General features: G+C 68.5%; 23 protein-coding genes. 10 read left to right on the top strand and 13 right to left on the bottom strand.

The annotated features are described in order from the left end of the window. Nucleotides 1–8 precede the first annotated feature (8 nt). The 7 genes from HNQ05_RS06240 (at nucleotide 9) to HNQ05_RS06270 (ending at nucleotide 5,419) form a co-directional block, all read left to right on the top strand. Nucleotides 9–446, top strand: coding sequence for a bactofilin family protein (locus HNQ05_RS06240; RefSeq protein WP_147147027.1), 438 nt, complete (start codon nucleotides 9–11; stop codon nucleotides 444–446). Beyond that, complete coding sequence (gene accD / locus HNQ05_RS06245; RefSeq protein ID WP_147147029.1) at nucleotides 446–1,306, top strand: acetyl-CoA carboxylase, carboxyltransferase subunit beta; 861 nt, start codon at nucleotides 446–448, stop codon at nucleotides 1,304–1,306. The genes HNQ05_RS06240 and accD overlap by 1 nt, the downstream gene beginning before the upstream one ends. Continuing rightward, nucleotides 1,296–2,246, top strand: a complete 951-nt coding sequence (locus HNQ05_RS06250; RefSeq protein ID WP_147147031.1) for an acetyl-CoA carboxylase carboxyltransferase subunit alpha — start codon at nucleotides 1,296–1,298, stop codon at nucleotides 2,244–2,246. Before accD ends, HNQ05_RS06250 begins: the two co-directional genes overlap by 11 nt. A 91-nt stretch (nucleotides 2,247–2,337) precedes the next feature. Beyond that, nucleotides 2,338–3,756 carry a PEGA domain-containing protein gene (locus HNQ05_RS06255; protein ID WP_147147033.1) on the top strand — a complete coding sequence of 473 codons (1,419 nt, stop codon included), beginning with the start codon at nucleotides 2,338–2,340 and terminating at the stop codon, nucleotides 3,754–3,756. Nucleotides 3,757–3,814: 58 nt separating this feature from the next. After that, nucleotides 3,815–4,561, top strand: coding sequence for a molybdenum cofactor guanylyltransferase (gene mobA, locus HNQ05_RS06260; protein ID WP_147147035.1), 747 nt, complete (start codon nucleotides 3,815–3,817; stop codon nucleotides 4,559–4,561). Further along, nucleotides 4,545–5,096: a CBS domain-containing protein gene (locus tag HNQ05_RS06265; protein ID WP_147147037.1), complete on the top strand. Its 552-nt coding sequence runs from the start codon at nucleotides 4,545–4,547 to the stop codon at nucleotides 5,094–5,096. The genes mobA and HNQ05_RS06265 overlap by 17 nt, the downstream gene beginning before the upstream one ends. Before the next feature lie 74 nt (nucleotides 5,097–5,170). Further along, nucleotides 5,171–5,419: a ferredoxin gene (locus HNQ05_RS06270; RefSeq protein ID WP_013457093.1), complete on the top strand. Its 249-nt coding sequence runs from the start codon at nucleotides 5,171–5,173 to the stop codon at nucleotides 5,417–5,419. Between the two features lie 61 nt (nucleotides 5,420–5,480). Here the strand turns inward: HNQ05_RS06270 and HNQ05_RS06275 are convergent, their stop codons facing one another. From HNQ05_RS06275 to leuS, 10 genes are all read right to left on the bottom strand, one after another. Beyond that, the gene (locus tag HNQ05_RS06275; protein WP_147147039.1) at nucleotides 5,481–6,686 is read right to left on the bottom strand and encodes a DUF1501 domain-containing protein; all 1,206 of its coding nucleotides are present in this window, start codon (nucleotides 6,684–6,686) and stop codon (nucleotides 5,481–5,483) included. An 8-nt stretch (nucleotides 6,687–6,694) separates the two neighbouring features. Beyond that, a complete protein-coding gene (locus HNQ05_RS06280; protein WP_246104110.1) occupies nucleotides 6,695–7,918 on the bottom strand; it encodes a DUF1800 domain-containing protein in 1,224 nt (407 codons plus the stop codon). A 217-nt stretch (nucleotides 7,919–8,135) separates the two neighbouring features. Continuing rightward, nucleotides 8,136–8,453, bottom strand: a complete 318-nt coding sequence (locus HNQ05_RS06285; RefSeq protein WP_147147044.1) for a VanZ family protein — start codon at nucleotides 8,451–8,453, stop codon at nucleotides 8,136–8,138. Further along, entirely contained in the window at nucleotides 8,450–8,845 is a 396-nt protein-coding gene (mce, locus tag HNQ05_RS06290; protein ID WP_147147045.1) for a methylmalonyl-CoA epimerase, read from the bottom strand. The genes HNQ05_RS06285 and mce overlap by 4 nt, the downstream gene beginning before the upstream one ends. Nucleotides 8,846–8,849: 4 nt before the next feature. Then, entirely contained in the window at nucleotides 8,850–9,062 is a 213-nt protein-coding gene (locus tag HNQ05_RS06295; protein ID WP_183677663.1) for a YdeI/OmpD-associated family protein, read from the bottom strand. After that, a complete protein-coding gene (locus HNQ05_RS06300; RefSeq protein ID WP_183677665.1) occupies nucleotides 9,062–9,352 on the bottom strand; it encodes a hypothetical protein in 291 nt (96 codons plus the stop codon). Before HNQ05_RS06300 ends, HNQ05_RS06295 begins: the two co-directional genes overlap by 1 nt. 65 nt (nucleotides 9,353–9,417) lie before the next feature. After that, nucleotides 9,418–9,930 carry a DinB family protein gene (locus HNQ05_RS06305; RefSeq protein ID WP_147147049.1) on the bottom strand — a complete coding sequence of 171 codons (513 nt, stop codon included), beginning with the start codon at nucleotides 9,928–9,930 and terminating at the stop codon, nucleotides 9,418–9,420. Nucleotides 9,931–9,939: 9 nt separating this feature from the next. After that, on the bottom strand, nucleotides 9,940–11,031 hold the full coding sequence (locus HNQ05_RS06310) for a hypothetical protein (protein WP_147147052.1): 1,092 nt from the start codon (nucleotides 11,029–11,031) through the stop codon (nucleotides 9,940–9,942). 153 nt (nucleotides 11,032–11,184) lie between these two features. After that, nucleotides 11,185–11,400, bottom strand: a complete 216-nt coding sequence (locus tag HNQ05_RS06315; RefSeq protein WP_013457102.1) for a cold-shock protein — start codon at nucleotides 11,398–11,400, stop codon at nucleotides 11,185–11,187. Nucleotides 11,401–11,582: 182 nt separating this feature from the next. Next, nucleotides 11,583–14,213, bottom strand: coding sequence for a leucine--tRNA ligase (gene leuS, locus HNQ05_RS06320; RefSeq protein ID WP_147147064.1), 2,631 nt, complete (start codon nucleotides 14,211–14,213; stop codon nucleotides 11,583–11,585). Nucleotides 14,214–14,382: 169 nt separating this feature from the next. Here leuS and HNQ05_RS06325 point away from each other — a divergent pair, with 169 nt between their 5' ends. Beyond that, a complete protein-coding gene (locus tag HNQ05_RS06325; RefSeq protein WP_147147066.1) occupies nucleotides 14,383–15,279 on the top strand; it encodes a hypothetical protein in 897 nt (298 codons plus the stop codon). 61 nt (nucleotides 15,280–15,340) lie between these two features. Next, nucleotides 15,341–16,249, top strand: coding sequence for an alpha/beta fold hydrolase domain-containing protein (locus HNQ05_RS06330; protein WP_147147068.1), 909 nt, complete (start codon nucleotides 15,341–15,343; stop codon nucleotides 16,247–16,249). Nucleotides 16,250–16,379: 130 nt separating this feature from the next. Here the strand turns inward: HNQ05_RS06330 and HNQ05_RS06335 are convergent, their stop codons facing one another. The 3 genes from HNQ05_RS06335 to HNQ05_RS06345 form a co-directional block, all read right to left on the bottom strand. Further along, nucleotides 16,380–17,192: a hypothetical protein gene (locus HNQ05_RS06335; RefSeq protein ID WP_147147070.1), complete on the bottom strand. Its 813-nt coding sequence runs from the start codon at nucleotides 17,190–17,192 to the stop codon at nucleotides 16,380–16,382. A gap of 183 nt (nucleotides 17,193–17,375) precedes the next feature. After that, the gene (locus HNQ05_RS06340; RefSeq protein WP_147147074.1) at nucleotides 17,376–18,248 is read right to left on the bottom strand and encodes a hypothetical protein; all 873 of its coding nucleotides are present in this window, start codon (nucleotides 18,246–18,248) and stop codon (nucleotides 17,376–17,378) included. Between the two features lie 30 nt (nucleotides 18,249–18,278). After that, a complete protein-coding gene (locus tag HNQ05_RS06345) occupies nucleotides 18,279–18,929 on the bottom strand; it encodes a hypothetical protein (RefSeq protein ID WP_147147076.1) in 651 nt (216 codons plus the stop codon). 369 nt (nucleotides 18,930–19,298) lie between these two features. Between HNQ05_RS06345 and HNQ05_RS06350 the strand changes: the two genes are divergently transcribed. Then, complete coding sequence (locus HNQ05_RS06350) at nucleotides 19,299–19,703, top strand: heavy metal-responsive transcriptional regulator (protein ID WP_147147078.1); 405 nt, start codon at nucleotides 19,299–19,301, stop codon at nucleotides 19,701–19,703. The last annotated feature ends 33 nt before the right edge of the window (nucleotides 19,704–19,736 follow it).

Raw genomic sequence — 19,736 nt, forward strand, 5'->3', positions numbered from 1 at the left:
TACACACTATGTTCGGTCGCAAACCCTCCCCCCAACCCAAGCCGGGCGGTTCCTCCCAGGCCCCCACCTTCGTCGCCGCGGGCACCCAGATCCACGGCGACCTCAAGGCCAAGGGTCCGGTCCGCGTGGACGGCGTGATCCTCGGCTCCCTGCTCATCGACGGCGACCTGGAGATCGCCCCGGGCGGCCGCATCGAGGGCGACGAGGTGCGGGCGCGCAACATCCTGGTCAACGGCGAGGTGCGGGCCAAGATCATCGCCGACGGCAAGCTGACCCTGACCAAACGCGCCCGCGTGGAGGGCGACGTCGTGGCCAAGGCGCTCGACATCGAGGCGGGCGCGACCTTCGTGGGCCGCAGCGTGACCGGCGACGGCAAGCAGCTCCCCCCGACGGTCACCTCGGAGACCCCGCCCAAGGGCAAGCAGCCACCCGCTAAGGAGGATTAATGGCCCTGGACCGGCTGTTCCGCCGCCGCCGGACGCGGGGAGGCGGACGCGACGTACCCGAGCTCTGGCTCAAGTGCCCCGCCTGCGAGGCGCAGATCTACAAGAAGGACCTCGAGGCCAACCTGATGGTCTGCCCCGAGTGCGGCTACCACTTCCGCATGGGCGTGGAGGAGCGGGTCCGCCTGCTGGCCGACGAGGGCAGCTTCGAGCCGACGACCGGGCACGTCCTGCCGGAGGACCCGCTGCGCTTCCGCGACACCGAGCCCTACACCGAACGCCTGGCCCGTTACCAGCAGAAGACGGGCCGCCCCGACGCCATCTACGGCGGCACCTGCACCGTGGAGGGGGTGCCGGCGGTGCTCCTGGCCATGGACTACGCCTTCGCCGGGGGCTCGATGGGTTCGGTCGTCGGTGAGGAGATCGCGCGGGGTGCCGAGCGGGCCGCGGCCGAGGGCCGCGCCCTGGTGATCGTCGCCGCTTCCGGCGGGGCGCGCATGCAGGAGGCCGCGCTCTCGCTGATGCAGATGGCCAAGACCACGATGGCGCTCGACCGCCTCTGGGAGCGCCGGTTGCCGTACGTCTCCATCCTTACCGACCCCACGACCGGCGGGGTGACGGCCAGCTTCGCCACGCTGGCCGACGTCATCCTGGCCGAGCCGGGCGCGCTGATCGGCTTCGCCGGGCCGCGCGTCATCAAGCAGACGATCCGCCAGGACCTCCCCGAGGGCTTCCAGCGCTCCGAGTTCCTGCTGCAGCACGGCCTCCTCGACCGGGTGGTGCCGCGGTCCGAGCTGAAGGCCACGCTGGCGCGGATCCTCCGCCTGCTGCACCCCGAAGGAGCCCAGGCCGATGGCGCTTGAGTTTGAACAGCCGATCCTCGAGCTCGAATCGCGCATCCGCGAGCTGCGCGAGTACGCCCAGGAGAAGGGCGTCGATCTCTCCGACGAGATCGCGCTGCTGGAGCAGAAGCTCGAGCGGCTGCAGAAGGAGACCTTCGCCAACCTGAGCCGCTGGCAGCGGGTGCAGCTGGCCCGCGCGCCGGGCCGGCCCACCACCCTGGACATCGTCGAAAACGTCTTCGAAGACTTTATCGAGCTGCACGGCGACCGCGCCTTCGCCGACGACCCCGCCATCGTCGGCGGGCTGGCGCGCTTCCGCGGGCGCAGCGTCGTCGTCGTAGGGCATCAGAAGGGCAAGACGACCAAGGAGAACATCCACCGCAACTTCGGCATGCCCCACCCCGAGGGCTACCGCAAGGCCATGCGGATGATGGACCTTGCCGACCGCTTCGGTTTCCCCTTCGTCAGCCTGGTCGACACCCCCGGCGCCTACCCGGGGGTCTCCGCCGAGGAGCGCGGCCAGGCCTGGGTCATCGCCCAGTCGATCCAGCGCATGGGCCGGCTCAGGGTGCCGGCCGTCGCGGTCATCCTGGGCGAGGGGGGCTCGGGCGGGGCCCTCGCCATCGCCGTGGGCAACCGCGTGCTCATCATGGAGAACGCCTGGTACTCGGTCATCAGCCCCGAGTCCTGCGCCGCCATCCTCTGGCGCGACGCCGCCCAGGCGGAGCAGGCGGCCGACGCCCTCAAGCTGACCGCGCACGACCTGCGGGAGCTGGGGGTGGTCGACCGGGTGATCCCGGAGCCGGGCGGCGGAGCGCACCGCCACCCCGAGCGCGCCATGCAGGCCCTGGCGGAGGCGCTGGCCGAGGAGCTCGCGGAGCTCGAGCGGCTCACGCCCGAAGAGCTGCTCGAGGACCGCTACCGCCGCTTCCGCCAGATGGGCGCGGTCCGGGAAGCCTAAACGCCGCAAGAGAGAAAAATTAAAGTTTATTACACCTCGTTTACATCTTCTCGTGAGGGCGCAGGGTAGGCTGAAGACGGAGGTGAAGCATATGCGCAGATGGCTATTCCTGCTGCTTTGGTCGCTGGCCGGGGCGGCGATGGCCCAGGCGACGATCTCGCCCCAGGGCATCATCGTCAACCCCACCCCGGGCGACCTCACCGTCACCGTCTGGGTGGACAAGGACCCGGGACGCAGCGGCAACGCCGTATACAAGATTGGTGAGCCTATCCGTATCGGCGTCGAGGTGAACCGCGACGCCTACGTCTACCTGTTCAACGTCAACGCCGACGGCAGCGTCGACCTGATCCTGCCGAACGCCTACGACCGCAACAACCGCCTGCGCGCCGGCGAGACCCGCACCTACCCGCCCAAGGGGGCGCGCTACGAGTTCACCATCACCGGACCCGAAGGCGAGAACTACGTGCTGGCGCTGGCCTCGCTGCGGCCGCTCTCGCTGGGCGAGCTCGCCGACGTGAAGAGCGGGCGCGTGAACCTGAGGGGGCTGCGCAACCTGTCGCAGACCCTCTCGATCATCGTGCGTCCCGTGCCCAACCGCGAGTGGGCGACCGACGCGATCCGCTACTTCGTGGGCCGCCGCGCGCCGCCGCCGCCGGCGACGGGCACGCTGACGGTCGAGTCCAGCCCCGGCGGCGCCAAGGTGTTCATCGACGGCGCCTACCGCGGGCGCACGCCGCTGGCGCTCGAGCTGCGGCCGGGCATGCACGACGTGGAACTGCGCCTCGAGGGCTACGAGCCCTACCGCGCCCGCGTCCAGGTGCGCGCCGGCCAGACCACCCGCCTCAGCCCGCGGCTGGTGCGGACGGTACGGACCGGAACGCTGTCCGTCGACTCCTCGCCGCAGGGGGCCCAGGTGTACGTCGACGGCGACCCGGTCGGCCGCACCCCGGTCCAGCTGGCGCTGGACGAGGGGATGCACGACGTGGAGCTGCGCCTCGAGGGCTACGAGCCCTACCGCGCCCGCGTCCAGGTGCGCGCCGGCCAGACCACCCGCCTGAGCCCGCGCCTCGTCGCGGTGGTGCGCACCGGGACCCTCGAGGTCACCTCCACCCCCGACGGCGCCGAGGTCTACGTGGACGGCGCCTACCGCGGGCGCACGCGGCTCCTGATGGAGCTCGACGCCGGGATGCACGACGTCGAGGTGCGCCTGGACGGCTACACGAGCTACCGGGCCCGGGTCCGCGTCGACCCCGGCGCGACCACGCGGGTCTACGCCCGCCTGACCGCGGCGAAGGCGACGCTCGACCTCAGCGTCAACGTCGACGCCCAGGTCTTCCTCGACGGCTACTTCCTGGGCAAGACCAAGAACGGCCGGCTGGTCGCCAAGGTCTCGCCGGGCAGCCGCGAGCTCGTCGTCCTCGCTCCGGGGTACCACGTCTACGTGGAGACGGTCCGCCTCGAGGCGGGAGGCTACCACAAGTTCGTGGTGCGGCTGCAGCGCATCCGCTGATCCTCCGCGCCTTCGCCCCGCCGCGCGGCCTGCGCGGCGGGGTGTTATCGTAGGCTTTGTGGACGCAATCGTGCTCGCGGGCGGTTCGCCCGAAGACCCCCTGGCGGCCCGGTACGGGGTGCCGAGCAAGACCCTGGCGCCCGTGCGCGGGCGGCCGATGGTGGAGTTCACGCTCGAGGCCCTGAAGGCCACCCCGGAGGTGGACCGCATCGTCTACGTGGGGCCCGTGCCGGCGCAGGGGCTCGTACCCGCTCCCGACGCGGTGCTGCCCGATCAGGGCAGCCTGCTGGCCAACCTGGAGTCGGGGCTGGCCGAGGCCCGAAGCGCGCGGGTGATCGTCGCCAGCGGCGACAACCCCTTCATCACGCTGGAGGCCGTGCGGGACCTGCTCGAGCGCGCCCCGGAGGCCGCGCTCGTCTACCCGATCGTTCCCAAGGCGGCGGTCGAGGCCCGCTGGCCGGGCATGCGCCGCACCTACGCCCGGCTGCGCGACGGCGTCTTCACCGGGGGGAACCTGATCCTGCTCGACAAGGCCCTCTTCGAGCGGGCGCTGCCGATGGCGCGCAAGATTGTCGCCCTGCGCAAGAAGCCGCTGGCGCTCGCCGGAACCGTGGGCTGGGGGGTGCTGCTCAAGCTGCTCCTGGGCCGGCTCACCATCGCCGACGTGGAGCGGCGGGCCGAGCAGTTGTTCGGGATGCCGATGCGGGCGCTCGTCACGAACCACGCCGAGGTGGGCGTGGACGCCGACAGCGAAGAGGACATCCGCTGGTTCGAGGGGGAGGATGCGCGTGCGAACGGTTCGTGAACTGCGCTGGGCGGGAGCCATCGCCTACCTCGCGGCGCTGGCCGCGGGGCTGCTGGCGGCCTTCGTGCTGCACGCCCTGTTCAAGGGGCAGGGGCGTTTCGGCTGGGAGGGCTTCAACGTTTGGGGCGTACTCGAGGGGATTGCCTTCGTCTTCGCCTTCACCTTCGGCCTCTGGGCGGCCAAGCGCGCCGTCCGCGTCCCCTGCACCACCCTGCTCACCGCGGGCCTGGTGGCCCCGCCTTCGGCAGGCAAGGTGGCGCGGCCGCTGCCCACGATCGAACAGGTGGAGTCGTTCGAGGGGCGCCTGGCCGTGCTCACCGAGGCCGGCGAGCCCCAGGGCGTCCTCGGGCTCGAAGACCACATGGTCCCCTGGGAGCAGGCGCCGGTGGTGCCCGCCGACGTCGCCGTGAGCGAGCTCTCGGCCCTCTTCTGGAAGAGCCCCGTCGTCTTCGTGGTCCAGAACGGCGAGGTCCTGGGCGTGATCACCCGCGAGCGCTTCTTTCAGCTGATGGGCTTCGGCCGCCTCACGGTTTAGGGCTATCCGTCACGGGCCATCGTTTACAATAGACCCAGGCGCGCCCGCGGTGGGCCGCCGAAAGGAGGTGCGGTATGGCCCATATCATCTGTGAACCCTGTGTTGGCGTCAAAGACAAGGCCTGCGTCGAGGTCTGCCCCGTCGAGTGCATTTACGAGGCGCCTGCCGAGTACGACATGCTGTACATCCACCCCGAGGAATGCATCGACTGCGGCGCCTGTGTTCCCGCCTGCCCGGTCTCGGCCATCTTCCCCGAGGAGGACGTGCCCGAGCAGTGGAAGAGCTACATCGACCTGAACTACAAACTGGCCGGCTTGAAGTAGTCGCCAATGCAGGAAGACCGCCCCGCGTGCGCGCGGGGCGGCCCGTTTGGTAATCGCGCGGTCAGACCAGGTTGATGGGGGTGAACTCCGCGCCGACCAGCTCCGCAGGGTTGGCCCCGATGAACTGCGCCCCCGCGGCGTAGACGCTGCGGAAGTCGACCTTCACCGGCAGGTCGCCCTTGTCGAGGGCTTCCTCGGCGAGGTTGGGCTCGCCGCCGTAGACGCCGCCCTGGACGGCGCCGCCGGTGACGAACATCACCCCGCCCTTGCCGTGGTCGGTGCCGGCCGAGGCGTTCTGCTTGGCGCGGCGGCCGAACTCGCTGAAGACCATCACCATCACGTCGTTCCACTTGCCCTGAAGGATCATCTCCTGGCGGAAGGCCGAGAGCGCCTCGGAGAGGCCCGCGAGCAGGTTGGCCTGAGCGCCCTGCACCCCGCCCTGGCCCGAGTGGGTGTCGAAGCCGCCCGAGGAGGCGTAGTAGACCTGGGAGGGGAAGTCGTACTTGATCAGGCGGGCGATGTCGCGGAAGCGGCGGCCGTAGCTGCTGTTGGGGAAGGTGGTGGCCGGGGCGAACTCGCCGGCCTGGGCGCCGCGCACCTTGTCCACGCTGCGCAGCATGTGGTCCATGGCGCGGCGGACCTCCTCGGCGGTGCCGCTGCGGACCTGCTGGATCTGGCGCTGCAGCTCGCTTTGCAGCTGCTGCTCCCAGTCGCTGCTGCCCAGGCCGAAGCCGCCGATGCTTTCGATGCTCAGCCCCGAGGTGTGTACGCCGCGCAGCGCCCGGGGCAGGGTGGAGCCGAAGTTGGTCGCGCAGAAGGGGTCGTTCTGCTCGTCGATGAAGCCCCCGAGCCAGCCGGTCTTGTTGGGGCGTTCGGGGTCCCCGGTGTTCCAGATGGCGGTGGAGACGAAGTGGCTGCGGTTGTGGTTGGGGTAGCCCACCTGGCTGATCAGGGCCAGCTGGCCGTTGTTCCAGAGGTCGTCCACCATGGGCTGCATGGCGGGGTGCAACCCCAGGGTCATGCCCGGGGCGCCCAGGTCGAGGACGTTCGCGGCCGGGATGGCGATGTCGGGGCGGTAGGCCGCGTACTCGGGCTGGTTGTAGGGGATCAGGGTGTTGACCGCGTCGTTGCCCCCGAAGAGGTGGTAGAGCACCAGGATCTTTCCGTTGCCCCCCGCGGCCAGGGCGGTGCGGCTGAACAGCGAGGGCACCATCCCGGTGGCGGCGAGCGTAAACAGGCTGCGTTTGATGAAGCTGCGGCGGTTCATGTTCCCTCCTAGAGCAGCTGCGCCTCGGGCGCAACCAGGCTGAGCGGGTTGACGGCTCCGTCCATGAAGACCGAGTAGTCGATGGGTCCCGGCGGGGGTCCGCTGTCGGGGGGCTGGGTGGCGAAGTCGATGAACTTGAGGCGCTGCAGCAGCGAGGCGTCGGGGAGCCAGTCGGTGTTGGCGAGCGGCCAGCCCGAGACGTCGGGCGGGTTGTAGGGGTCCTGGTCGAGGCGCGCCCGCAACCAGTAGGAGAGGTCGCTGTCCATGGGCACTTCACGCTTGCCGGCGGCGTAGAGGAGGCCGACGGCGTACTCGAGCGGGCTCTTGACCAGCGCGTTGCGGGTCTCCTCGGCGTAGAAGTCGGGGTGCATGAAGAGCCACTTGAGGAAGTCGCGCACGGTGCCGCCCTTGAGCACGTCGGCGCCGACGTTGACCATCTCCTGGGTGGGTTCGGGGTGGAAGAAGTACCTGAGGAGCTTGCCGGCGATGAAGCGGTAGGTCTGGTCCTTGGCGAGGAGGATGTCGAGGACCTCGTAGCCCTCGAAGAGCGGGTTGAAGGTGTTGTGCACCCGCTGGCCGAGGATGGTCTTGGGTTCGAAGTCGTGCACCTCGCCGTAGAAGAGGAAGTAGTGGTGGCCGTCCTCGTAGCTGACGCGCCAGCCGGTGAAGGCGCGGGCGATCTCCTGGATGTCCTTCTCGGTGTAGTGCCCCTCGCCCAGGGTGAACAGCTCCATCAGCTCCCGGGCCCAGTTCTCGTTGGGGTGCTCCTTGGTGCTGTCGTCGTTGTCGAGGTAGATGAGCATCGCCGGGTCCTCGGCGATCATGTAGAGGAGGTCGCGGAAGGAGGAGAGGCTGAGCTCGCGCAGCTTGTTGATCTTGTGGTAGGTGTTCCAGGCGCCGGTCTTGGAGGCTTCGGTGGCGAAGTGGCCGTGCCAGAAGAGGGTCAGGCGTTCGGCCAGGGGCGTCTGGGTGGTGAGCCAGTGGTTCACCCACTCGTGCACGTAGTTGGCGTCGTCGAAGTAGGCGGGCTCCTGTTCGGTGGGCAGGTCGGGGGTGTCGAGCACGGCGTCCACCGCGCGCTCGAGCCCCATCGCGGCCAGATTGTCGGCCTCGTCGGCGTTGCCGCGGGCGGCAGCGCGGCGCAGCAGGTGCGTGGCCTCGTAGCGCCCGAAGGGGCCACGGTACTTGGCGCGGGCCCCCAGGCGGCCACAGGCGGTCAGCGTGCCGCCCACGAGGAGCAGGGCGAGCGCTGACTTCCAGGCGGAGCCGCTGGGGCGGTAGGGCGCCGTCGCGGGGAAGGCACCCGTGGTCGGAGCCGATCCGGAAGCTTCAAGCGAAGATTCCGGAAGGGGAGGGTTTAGGGTGCGGTTTTTGTCCATGACCCATGGTAGCAACCGCCGCGGAAAAAGTTGTAAAAAAATGCAAGGAATATACCCGGTGTAACGAAGGCTACTTTTTCCGATGGAAAAGCCACAAGGCCAGCACCGCCCCCGCCACGTCGGCGGTCCAGTCGCCCAGGCTGGCGTCGCGGCCCGGCACGAACGACTGGTGCCACTCGTCGCTGAGGCCGTAGAGCGCGGCCGCGGCGAGCGCCGCGACGGGGGCCAGTCCGCCGGCGCGCAGCAGCCCCGCGAGCACCGCGTAGGTGACCAGGTGGGCCAGCTTGTCCCAGGGCGGCGGCAGGCCGACGCTGCTGCCGGGCTGGCTGGAGGCGGCGAAGATCAGCGCCGCCCAGGCGAGGGCGAGCAGCAGAAAGACCCGGTTCAAGCCCCCGCCTCGACGAACTCGACGAGGACGCCGCCGTACCAGCGCGGGTGCACGAAGGCCACCCGGTGCCCGCCGAAGCCGCGGCGCGGTTTTTCGTCGATGAGCGGGGCGCCCGCGGCCGCGAGCTCGGCCAGCGTGCGCTCCAGGTCGGGGGTGGCGAAGGCCAGGTGGTGCAGGCCGGGTCCGCGGCGCTCCAGGAAGCGGCCCACGGGGGTTTCGGGGTCCAGCGGGACGAGCAGTTCGAGGCGGTGGCCGCCGCTTTCCAGCATGTAGGCGCGGACGCCCTGCTGCGGCAGCTCGTCCTCGGCTTCGAGCGTGTAGCCGAGCGCCCGGTAGCGCTCGAGCATGGCCTCCGGTTCCGGGGTGGCGATGCCTACGTGGTGCAGGTCCATGCCCTCATTCTGCCCGACCGCGGCCCGCGGCGGCGCGGGTTTCCATCGCCTCCCGCACCTTGCGGCGCCGGCGCGTCCGGGTCTCGGCGCGCCGGGCCTCGGTTAGGTAGCGCAGCCACTCCGCCTGGTGCGAGGGGGCCAGCGCCCGCCAGGCGGCGAGCGCGGCGGGGTGCGCCGCCAGCTCCGCTTCCAGCCGGGCGCGTTCGCCTTGTTCCACTAGTCGGCTCCCGCCCGGCTCAAGGCCTCCGGCTGCGGCGCCGTACCGTCGGGGTCGACGCTGACGAGGTAACCCTGCATGAGCAGCTCCATCGAGGTGGGCAGAGCGACGGCCAGGTAGCGCAGAAAGCGTTCTTCGTCGAGGTGCTCGTACCGCTGGCGGGCCTCGCGCACCCAGCGGCGCACGGCTTCGGGGAGGCGGGTTTCGCCGTCGAGGGCGGCCGTCAGCGGGCCGGTGTACTCGATCTGGCGGCTGTAGCGGTTGCGTACGTAGAGGGTGCCCCGGTTCATCGTCCCCCTCAGCCTACCCCCCGGCGGCGGTGCGCGGCGGGGAATCTGCACCTTTTCCGGAAGGCTCAACCCCGCTCCTTGTCGGGGTTCTGGTTGTAACGGTCGCTCTCCCCCGGCGGGATCGTCAGAAAGCGCCACTCGGGCCCCTTCAGGTGCCGCCCCAGCAGCACGATCTGGCCCACGTGGTAGGCCAGGTGCGCCAGCGACCGCGCCAGCGCCTCCTCCACGCTGAAGGCCACCCCGCGGATCGTGACCCGCCGGGCGCGGTCCCCCTCGCCGAGCGCCAGCGCCTCCCGTTCCAGGATCGCCCACGCCTCGCGCCAGCCGCGCTCCAGCTCGTCCCGGCTCGATCCGGAGGCGTCGAACTCGGCCTCGCGCTCGCGCCAGGACTTCTCGCCGTCCTCGCTGAGGAAGTTCGTGAAGCGGGAGCGCAGGTTGCCCGCGAGGTGCTTCCAAAGGTCGGCCACCGCGTTCTCCCCGGGGCCCAGGCGGGCGAACAGCGCCTCGTCGTCGAGCTGGGCCACCGCTTCCTCGAGCATGCCTCGGTACCTCCGGAATTCCTGTGCGTAGGGTTCCATGCCTCCTCCTTAGGGCGGGGACCGGAGCCGCCGGCGGATCCGGTCCCAGGTCTCCAGCGCGGGCTTGGGCCGTCCCTTTTCGTCGGCGAGGCCCATGCGGGTGAAAAGCTCCAGGGTCTGCAGGTCGCGGCCGCCGCCGACCGCTTCCCGGTAGGCGTCCAGGTCCAGGTCGTTGTAGAGCAGGTAGATCCAGAACTCGAGCCTCGGGCCCAGCTGGTTGGCGACGGCGTTCAGGTAGGCGACCTGATTTTGGTCCGAACCGGGGTGGCGCGGCGTTCCGCGGGAGGCGCAGCCGCCTTCGGCCACCGCGAGCGGGCGGGTGGTACGCCGGGCGAGCGGCGCGTAGTACCCCGCGCCCGGGGGCCGGCCGCCGAGCCAGAGGCAGGGGTAGGAGGAGATCACCCAGAGGTCGAGTTGGGGCTCGAAGGCCTCGATCAGGCTCCAGTCGGGGCCTTTGGGGGCGGCGCGCAGCTCGTCCCACTGGAAGGTGGCGAAGACGCGGGTGGCGGGCGAGGCGCGCTTGACCGCGGCGTAGGTTTCCAGGTAGAGCGAGACCAGGTGGGGCGCGTCCTCCGGGTGGGCGGTCATGTAGGTGTTGACCTCGGAGCCCAGGCCCAGGTAGCGGGGGCGGTAGCTGCGCGCGATCCGCACGGCGAAGTTGCGGAACGCCCGGCGGATGCGCGGATCCGCGAAGCTGGGCTTCCCCCAGGCCGCGGGCACGCCCTGGAAGGCGCGGCGGTCGAGGCCGTTGAGGGCGTCGACCACGAAGATGGGCTCGAGCCCCTGCGCGCGGCTCAACCGCACCAGGTTGTCCAGGTCGGCGAAGCGGCGCGACGCGGCCTCGGGGCCGCGCTCGAACGCCTCCCAGGGGACGTTGCGCTGCAGCAGCACGGCGTCGGCGTGGCGGCCGATGCCGCGCAGGGTGGCGAGCAGGCTGGGCCACTCGATGCGGGCGGGGGAGGGGAAGAAGCCCATCCAGGGGCCGCTTGCGGTCTGCGCCAGGATCGGGTGGACCAGCAGCGCCGCCAGCAGCAGCGCGATGCGGCGCAACCCCCGCCCGCGGGCGGGGGCCTTCCCCTGCGGTAGCCCGGCTGCCTGCACGTCGCGGCCCTCCCTCCCCGAGGCCGCCGGCCGGATTTTCCTTAACGCCGGGCGCGGTCGGCTCGTTCCCATCCTACCGCCCTACCCCCAGAAGCGGCGGAAGCCAAAAAACAAAGGCGCCCGCAGGCGCCTTTGGTCGGTTGCGGGTTCAGGCTAGTAGCCCGCGGACTCCACCACGGTCACGTTCGCGGCCGAGGGGCCCTTGGGGCCGTCTTCCACTTCGAACTCCACGACGTCGCCTTCGTTGAGGGTGCGGAAACCCGAGGAGTTGATGGCGCTGAAGTGCACGAACACATCGCTGCCACCTTCGCGCTCAATGAAACCGTAGCCTTTTTCCGCGTTGAACCACTTCACTTTACCTTTTTCCATTACTGCTCCTTTACTCCTGCCCTTTCGGGCAACGCACGGGGGCTGGGCGATGAGACTTACCAATTTGGCCACCACAGCTTTCCCGCAGCGCGCTTTATTGTAGCACAGATGTTCGCCGCCGCATTTGCGGGGGATGTGAAAAGCCCCCCGCGGCCGGCCGCGGGGGGCGGGGGACGGGCCGTTCAGCCCTTGGCCACGAGGTTGACGAGCTTTCCGGGAACGTAGATCTCCTTGACGAGCTGCTTGCCCTCGAGGTGGCGGCGGACGTTTTCGTGCGCCTTGGCCCGGGCGAGCGCCTCGTCCTTGTCGATGTCGGCGGGCACCTCCAGGCGGGCGCGCACCTTGCCGTTCACCTGCACCACCAGGGTGATCGTGTCGGCGGCCAGGGCGGCCTCGTCGTAGGTCGGCCAGCGGGCGTCGAAGACCGAGTTCTCGCTGAAGCGGTGCCACAGCTCCTCGGCGAGGTGGGGGGCGAAGGGGGCGAGGAGCTGCAGGTAGCCCAGCACCGCGTTCTTGTAGACCGCGTTCACCTCGCGCTCCTTGCGGAAGTCGTAGAGCGCGTTGAGCATCTCCATGAGCGCGGCGATGGCGGTGTTGAAGCGCAGGCCCTCGACGTCTTCGGTCACCTTCTTGATCGTCTGGTTGAGCTTGCGGTAGAGGGTTTTGTCGGCGCCCTCCAGCCGGGCGGGGTCGAAGGCCTCGGGGGCCTGGCGCAGGGCCTCCTCGTCCTCGACCACCCGCCGCCAGACGCGGTTCAAAAACCGCCAGGCGCCCTGCACGCCCTCCTCGGTCCAGACCATCTCCTTCTCCGGCGGGGCGGCGAAGAGGATGGTCACGCGGGCGATGTCGGCCCCCTGTTCGCGCACGAAGGGGCCGACCATCACCCCGTTGCCCAGCGATTTGCTCATCACCGCGGGCTTCCAGAAGTGGAGGCGGCCGTCGTCGCCTTCGCGCAGCTCGGCGCCCATCTTCTTGACCTCGTCCAGGCTCAGCTCGGAGGTCTCCAGCTCGAGGCGGATGCGCGCCTCCTCGCCGAGCCGCACCCGCTCGCCCGCGACCTCGACGGGGCCGTAGTCGGTCCAGCCCATGACCATGCCCTGGGTGAAGAGGCGTTCGAAGGGCTCGTCCACCCCCACCATCTCCTGGTCGTGGAAGAACTTGGTGAAGAAGCGCGAGTAGAGCAGGTGCAGCACCGCGTGCTCGATACCGCCGATGTACTGGTCGACGGGCATCCAGTAGTCGGCCTTGTCGCGGGCGAAGGGGAGCCTGTCGTTGTGGGCGTCGGTGTAGCGCAGGTAGTACCACGACGAGTCGAAGAAGGTGTCCATGGTGTCGGCGTCGCGCTTTGCGGGTCCGCCGCACCTCGGGCAGGTGGTGTTCAGGAACTCGGGGTGGGCTTCGAGCGGGCTCTTGCCCTGGGGGCGGATCTGCTCGACGTCCTTGATCTCGGGCAGCTCGACGGGAAGCTGGTCCTCGGGCACCGGGACCACGCCGCAGTTCTCGCAGTGGATCATGGGGATGGGCGTGCCCCAGTAACGCTGGCGGCTGATCAGCCAGTCGCGCAGGCGGTAGGTCACCGTGGCCTCGCCCAGCCCCTTGGAGGCGAGCCACTCGGTGATCTTCTTCTTGCCCTCTTCGCTGGCGAGCCCGCTGAAGTCGCCGGAGTGGATCATCACCCCGGGGCCTTCGTAGGCGGACTCCAGCGGCTGGGGCAGGTCTTCTCCGGCGGGCTTGATGACCGGGACGATCTCCAGCCCGAACTTTTTCGCGAACTCGAAGTCGCGCTGGTCGTGGGCGGGTACGGCCATGATAGCGCCGGTGCCGTAGCCGTAGAGCACGTAGTCGGCGGTCCAGATGGGCACCTTGCGGCCGTTGACCGGGTTGACCGCGTAAGCGCCGGTGAAGACTCCGGTCTTCTCGCGGTCCTCGGTCTGGCGCTCGATCTCGCTCTTCAGCTGCGCCGCGCGCACGTAGGCCTCCACCTCGGCGCGCCGCTCGGGGGTGGCCAGCTCGAGCGTCAGCGGGTGTTCCGGGGCGATGACCATGAAGGTGGCCCCGAAGAGGGTGTCGGGCCGGGTGGTGAAGACCTCGAGCGCCTCGTCCCGGCCCTCGAGCGCGAAGCGGACCGTCGCCCCCTCGCTGCGCCCGATCCAGGCCCGCTGCATCGCCTTGACCTTCTCGGGCCAGTGCTCCAGCTTGTCCAGGTCGTCGAGCAGGCGGTCGGCGTAGGCGGTGATCTTCAGGTACCACTGCTCCAGGTTCTTCTTCTCGACCAGGGTGTCCTCGTGGCGCCAGCAGCGCCCCTCGACGACCTGCTCGTTGGCCAGCACCGTCTGGCACTTGGGGCACCAGTTCACCAGCCCGCCGGCGCGGTAGACCAGCCCCGCCTCGTACATCTTGATGAAGATCCACTGGTTCCAGCGGTAGTAGTCGGGGGTGCAGGTGGTCACCTCGCGGTCCCAGTCGTAGAGGATCCCCATCAGGTTCAGCGATTCCTTGGCCCGCTCGATGTTGTCGAAGGTCCAGTCGGCCGGGTGCTTGCCGAACTTGAGGGCGGCGTTCTCGGCGGGCAGGCCGAAGGCGTCCCAGCCCATGGGGTGGAGGACGCTGTACCCCTGCTGCTTCTTGAAGCGGGCCAGGGCGTCGCCCATGGTGTAGTTCTTGAGGTGGCCCATGTGCAGGTCGCCCGAGGGGTAGGGGAACATCTCCAGGACGTAGTACTTCGCCCCTTCCTCGCGGGCCTTCATCAGGCCGCGCTCTTCCCAGAAACGCTGCCATTTGGGTTCGATCGCGTGGGGGTTGTATTTGCTCATCGTTCCTCCGGTGAAGCCTAAAAAACCCTCCCGCAGCAGGGGAGGGAGCGGACCCGTAGGGCTCCCTCAGGCGGGGGGTAGGCCGGTGCGCGTCATCGCTAAGAGTATACGCTCGCGTGCATGGAAAAAACAAAGATGATATAACGACGTAAACCGTTTGGGAGGTGCTATGAAAAAGCTTATCGGATTCGTTGCGTTGCTCGTCGTTCTCGTGCTTTCCGCCTGCAGCGGGCCGGCGGCCGGCAGGCCGGCCTACGCCCCCGAACCGCGCGCGGCCCAGCAGGCGGGGCTGGCCCTGGCCGTGCCCGACGTGGTGCTCTTCGCCGTCTCCGGTCGCTGCGGAGTGCCCTGCGACGGCGCCCCCGACGACAACTACGACTACCTCAGCGAGCGCGGCACCGCCGAGGCCGTGGCCCAGGCGTTCCGCGACCTGGGGCGCAGCGTCCTCGTGCTCACCTACAGCTCGCACCTCTACAACCACTACTCCTCGATCAGCGGCGCCTACGAGTACGGCTTCCTGCAGCTCGAGGCCGACTTCGACTGGGTGCGGCGCAACTGGCCGGCAAGCCGCCGGGTGCTGCTGGGCCACTCCCACGGGACCAACTGGACCCACAACCTGCTCAGGGCCCACCCCGGCTGGACCGTGGACTACCTGATCGACCTCGACGGCATCTGTGCCCTCTGGGAGGGCGACAACCAGGCCGACTTCGACGCCTTCTACGCCGCCTACGGCAACCCCTGGCCGGTCGACCTCTCGCAGAGCTGCGACGTCGAGCCCATCGAGAAGTACTGGTGGTGGACCTCCTACTACAGCGCCAAGGACGTGGCCTACCCCGGCGCCAGGTACAACCTCGAGGTGCAGTCGGCCCGCTTCCTGGCCTCGGACGTGCAGCCGGAGGGGAACACCAGCCTGGTCTTCGACTACACCGACAACCTCCGGCTGGACGCAGGGTACCGGAACGTCTGGACCTACGTCGCGGACGAGGACCACAACGGCATCACCTACCCGGGCTCGAGCGCCCTGGACTGGATCACAAGTCCGATCGCCGCGTTGGGCATGCCCTAACTCCGTGCCGAGGCCCGCCCGCGACGTTCTAGAATGAAGCCATGGCGCATGCGGGAAAAACATGAAACGCCTGCTGCTCTTTGTCGGCGTCTTCGTGGTTGCGTTCGTAATCTTTTACGGCGTTCCGTTCCGGCAGGCGGGAATCGAGTACAGCTACAAGCCGCGGATCGCGTGGGCAGACGAAGCACCGCCTGCGGTGGTGATCTTTGCGGTTTCTGGCCGCTGCGGGATACACTGCAACGCACCCGACGACAACCACGAGTACCTGACCGGGGCAGGAACCGTCGAAGCGCTGGCGAACGCGTTTCGGCGCCACAGGTTTTCGGTCTACACGCTGGCTTACCGGGCTCACCTCAAAACCGCACCGGCCCGCGGCCCGGGAGGGAAGCCGCAGTACGGTTTCTTGCAGCTCGAGGCCGACTTCGACCTGGTGCAGCGCAACTGGCCACATACGAGAAGGGTGCTTGTGGGCCACTCGCACGGGGTCAACTGGACCCACAACCTGCTGCGCCTCCACCCGGAATGGACCGTGGACTATCTGATTGATCTCGACGGCGTCTGCGACCGGTGGGAAGAAGACAACGCCGCGTACTTCGCCGCGTACGAACGTGCCGCTAGAAAAAAGCGGTGGCAAGCCGATCCTGCGCGCAGCTGCCGCGTCGAAGCCGTTCCCGTAGCGGGCGGAAAGCGCCTTTTTGACGTCAAGGACGTGGCCTACCCCGGCGCGGCCTACAATCTGGAGGTGCGCACGCGCACACCGTCGCTGCACGACGCGGTACCCAACCGCCGCCCCGACGGCTCAACCCTGGGCATCGAAACCTTCGTTACCGGCGAAAACCACTCGGCTATCCTGGTGCCCGGTTCGCAGGCGCTCGCGTGGGTCGAGCAGACCCTGGCGCGCATCGAGCGCAAACGCGGCCCGGCACGGAACGGTGCGGGGCTCAGCCCTGCTTTTGCCCAATCGAGGTGAGCTCCTTGCGAGGCGCCGCAGCCCATGACCTTCGCGCGGCTCCGGGTGCGGTGCGGCGGTGCTGCGCGCTGCGCCAAAAGAAGCCACCGCCCGCGGGCGGTGGTGTTGCCGCGGCCACGGCGCAAAGGCCCTACCGCGCGTCGGCCGGGTCGAACTCGGCCACCCTGACCAGCTCGAAACCTTCCGCCGACTGGGCGACGCGCCGCTCGTAGATGCCACCCCGGTTATCGTAGTAGACCACGCGGCGCGGACTGCGGCAGGTGGCCACCTGGACTATCCGGTCGGCCTCGGGGCTTTGCGACAGGTCGTCGAAGTCCACGCCGGGCGGGAGGACGAAGCGGAAGGGCTGGTCGAGCCGGGCGCAACCGATCGCTTTCTCCACCGCTCCCCCGTACACCGTCTTGCGCAGGGGCCGGGCCCAGGCCTTCCAATAGAGGATCTTCCAGCGGTCGAGATCCACCACCGCCCGCATGATCACGTCGTAATGGTCACGGCCCGCCTCCCGCCGCTCCGTCGAAATGCGGAAGTCAACCACCGTGTGCGGCGCCACCTCGGTGGCCTCGGAAAGCCTGACGATCTGATGCCAGGTGTAGCTCACCCGGCTCCCGTCCCTGAGCAAAGGCTGGATCCGAGCGGCCTGGGCAAAAACACGCTCCAGCTCGGGGTAGAACCACCCGGGCACATCGCGGTAAAAGTCCTTGTACGGCGAGGTTGGCGACGGCGGGAAACGCTCCCACCCCCAGTAGCGGTGCTGAAGCTGATCGATGACGTCGCCCACGACATGGCGGACCATGTTCAATTGTTGCCCCACGCTGGTCAGCTTTTCGTAGGGATAGCTGGCCGGCGCGGCCGCGTGCCTGTGCTGCTGGGTGTTGCACGCCACCAGGGCCAGCAGGGCCGCGGTTACGACCAGGAACCACCTGACCTTCTTGCTGCCGGGCATGGCTGCCTCCTTTCTTGCTGCTGCACCGGACCTCATCTTTTTTCTGTAGGAACGCCAAGACCTCCGGGCTCACCGGCGTACTCGACCGCCACGTCGAGGGCGTCCAGAATGTCGCCCAGGGGCTCGATAATCAAAAGGGTCTGCCCCTGGTACTCCGCCATTGCAGCCGTCAGGCCGACGAGGTTAAAGTCGCCGTCCGGACCCCAGTAGGACTGAAACACCCCCGCCGCCGCTGTCGCCTTTGTCGACCAGGGGCGCGGCGTGGGTACCGGTGGCAAAGTATACGCCGAGGTAGAGGATATCGTGGCCGTCGGGGAACGGCGCAATGAAGTTGCCTTTCATGGCATTGGCATACAAAGTGCTTTCGGTCTTGCCCGTAGTGGAGCCTATCTTGTAAATGGGATCGTCGGCCAGCGGGGCGTATAAATAACCAGTGTAACGGGCCGGATCTTTTTCCTTTACCGGGCCGAGTCGGGTTTTGGTATCGCTCAGGGGCAGGTTAGCGACCGCACCGAGTTTATACATATCCTCATCATCGCGGATCCCCTGGTTAATGAAGGGCGCAAATGCGGCGTCCGCGCCAAGGCACCAGTAGATCCCGTACCCCTGCGAACCCAGCGCGTCGATGGCGGCCCGGCAGGTGTCGTCATTGGAATAGTTCACCAAGGTGGGCTTCAGGGCCACCCGCGCCACCGCGTTCGTATCGTCGTCGTAGGACTGCCAGACGCGTTCGTCGGATACGGTGAAGCGACCGTCCTGGCCGAAGACCGTGTCCGTGCAGTGAACCGCGGTGACGAGGCCGATCTGGCCGTAACGCTGGGCGTGGAACCCGTAAGAACAGTGCGCGATTTTCGATAATGAAGGCTGCTCGACGTCGATCCAGCTCCCCGCCTGGAATGGGCGGAGCTTGTTGGCGAGCGTTTTCTGGGGGGTGGGGTTGCAGCCTGCAAGGAGCGCGAACGCCACCAGCAGCATCAACAGGGGCCAGCGGGTGGCGCCGCCGCCTTTTTCCCCGGCGTTCCCGGTGTGCTCCGGAGTACGATGGGGCTTGGGCATCTTCGAACCTCCTTCCGCGGACAGTGCGGGTTACAACAGCCGGAGCGGGCTGGTCAGGAAGTGGAACCCGATGGCGTCGGTGGGAATCCCCAGCTGTTCATGGATCGCCCGTAAAAAGCTTTGGAAGAACTTCTCGTCGCAGTTCGACTTCAAAACGAAGACGTAGCTCTTGTCTTCCTTTACATCGCGTACGAAAGTGGACTGAACGCAGCGCCTGGGCCACTCCGGGTAGCCGTAGGCGGCCATGCTGTGGGGGTCGCTCCAGAACTTGTAGATCATCGCCTGCCACTTGAAGTGTTGCGGCCAGGTGTACTTGCCCACCGCGAAGCGTATCGGGGTGTTCTTGCGGCTGGGGCCAAGGCGCAGTTCGCGGACGATCTGTTCATATTCGCGCGCCAGCATACGCGGCAGCCGCAGCTCGCGGTCCAGGGGCAGGGCGTCTGCCCGGTCGCCGAGCATCCGCGCCAGTTTGGGGTTGAGGCGGGGGACGATGCGCACGACGATCTCGCCGCGTTCTTTGTCGTAGTACGTTCCGCTGTAGCCGGGAATCCGTTCCTCTAACGCCAGGACTTGAGCGATAAAGCGCTCTATGCCTGGTACACCGCCCAGCGGTACTTTGCCATCGGCCAGCACCGCCGAGCCGAGCAGGCAGACCAGCAGGATGACCCAGACCTTTGGCATGTCCCACCTCCTTGGTTTCCTTAGTGGCAGCGTAGCAAAAAAAAAGATACCAAGTCAAGCGAGACCGCGAGAAAGTCTAAATAAGCGCATATTCACCGCAAATCCAGAGAGGAGATGCAGCCATCGCCTCTTGCGCCGCTACGCCGCCCGCATACGTGGCCACCGGCACGAAATCCCCAAGAGCCCGGTTGCTGTTCAGGAAGGAGGAGCGGGCTGCGCCGATGCACGGATGCAGCGCCCTGTCCGCGGCCTTTCCCGCGGGCGATGCCTCCCGGTTGGCACCCAGGCCGACGACGGCCCGTAGGAGTACGCGCCGGGCCGCCCGGGCGGAATTCACCCCACCTCACCCCCCGCGCCCTAGACTGAGGCATGCTTCGCATCGGCGAACTGGCGCGCGTTGCGGGGGTGTCGGCGGACACGCTGCGCTTCTACGAACGCCGCGGGCTGCTCGCGCCCGCGGCGCGCTCGGAAGGGGGCTACCGTCTTTACGACGAGGCCGCGCTCACGCGCCTGGCCTTCATCCAGCGGGCCAAGGCGCTGGGGTTCACCCTGGCCGAGATCGCCGGCGTGCTGGGGGTGATGGAAGGGGGGCAGCCCCCCTGCGCCCACGTGCGTGCTCTGCTCGAGGGGAAGCTGGCCGACCTGGAGCGGCAGATGGAGCTTCTCGCCGAGATGCGGCGCGACCTCTCCGAGCGCCTGGCCTGGGCCCGCGCCCACCCCGACCCCGCCTGCGACGGCCGCGACAGCTGCGTCTACCTCGAGCCCCTGCCCTAGGGCTTGACCCTGGAGTGTGCTCCAGGGTCTAGG

The organism is Oceanithermus desulfurans (genome assembly GCF_014201675.1).
Taxonomy (GTDB): domain Bacteria; phylum Deinococcota; class Deinococci; order Deinococcales; family Marinithermaceae; genus Oceanithermus; species Oceanithermus desulfurans.

Coding starts and splice junctions, on each gene's coding strand:
- HNQ05_RS06240 (WP_147147027.1), top strand. CDS start 9: ATGTTCGGTCGCAAACCCTCCCCCCAACCCAAGCCGGGCGGTTCCTCC.
- accD (WP_147147029.1), top strand. CDS start 446: ATGGCCCTGGACCGGCTGTTCCGCCGCCGCCGGACGCGGGGAGGCGGA.
- HNQ05_RS06250 (WP_147147031.1), top strand. CDS start 1,296: ATGGCGCTTGAGTTTGAACAGCCGATCCTCGAGCTCGAATCGCGCATC.
- HNQ05_RS06255 (WP_147147033.1), top strand. CDS start 2,338: ATGCGCAGATGGCTATTCCTGCTGCTTTGGTCGCTGGCCGGGGCGGCG.
- HNQ05_RS06270 (WP_013457093.1), top strand. CDS start 5,171: ATGGCCCATATCATCTGTGAACCCTGTGTTGGCGTCAAAGACAAGGCC.
- HNQ05_RS06275 (WP_147147039.1), bottom strand. CDS start 6,686: ATGAACCGCCGCAGCTTCATCAAACGCAGCCTGTTTACGCTCGCCGCC.
- mce (WP_147147045.1), bottom strand. CDS start 8,845: ATGGACCTGCACCACGTAGGCATCGCCACCCCGGAACCGGAGGCCATG.
- HNQ05_RS06300 (WP_183677665.1), bottom strand. CDS start 9,352: ATGAACCGGGGCACCCTCTACGTACGCAACCGCTACAGCCGCCAGATC.
- HNQ05_RS06305 (WP_147147049.1), bottom strand. CDS start 9,930: ATGGAACCCTACGCACAGGAATTCCGGAGGTACCGAGGCATGCTCGAG.
- HNQ05_RS06315 (WP_013457102.1), bottom strand. CDS start 11,400: ATGGAAAAAGGTAAAGTGAAGTGGTTCAACGCGGAAAAAGGCTACGGT.
- leuS (WP_147147064.1), bottom strand. CDS start 14,213: ATGAGCAAATACAACCCCCACGCGATCGAACCCAAATGGCAGCGTTTC.
- HNQ05_RS06325 (WP_147147066.1), top strand. CDS start 14,383: ATGAAAAAGCTTATCGGATTCGTTGCGTTGCTCGTCGTTCTCGTGCTT.
- HNQ05_RS06330 (WP_147147068.1), top strand. CDS start 15,341: ATGAAACGCCTGCTGCTCTTTGTCGGCGTCTTCGTGGTTGCGTTCGTA.
- HNQ05_RS06335 (WP_147147070.1), bottom strand. CDS start 17,192: ATGCCCGGCAGCAAGAAGGTCAGGTGGTTCCTGGTCGTAACCGCGGCC.
- HNQ05_RS06340 (WP_147147074.1), bottom strand. CDS start 18,248: ATGCCCAAGCCCCATCGTACTCCGGAGCACACCGGGAACGCCGGGGAA.
- HNQ05_RS06345 (WP_147147076.1), bottom strand. CDS start 18,929: ATGCCAAAGGTCTGGGTCATCCTGCTGGTCTGCCTGCTCGGCTCGGCG.
- HNQ05_RS06350 (WP_147147078.1), top strand. CDS start 19,299: ATGCTTCGCATCGGCGAACTGGCGCGCGTTGCGGGGGTGTCGGCGGAC.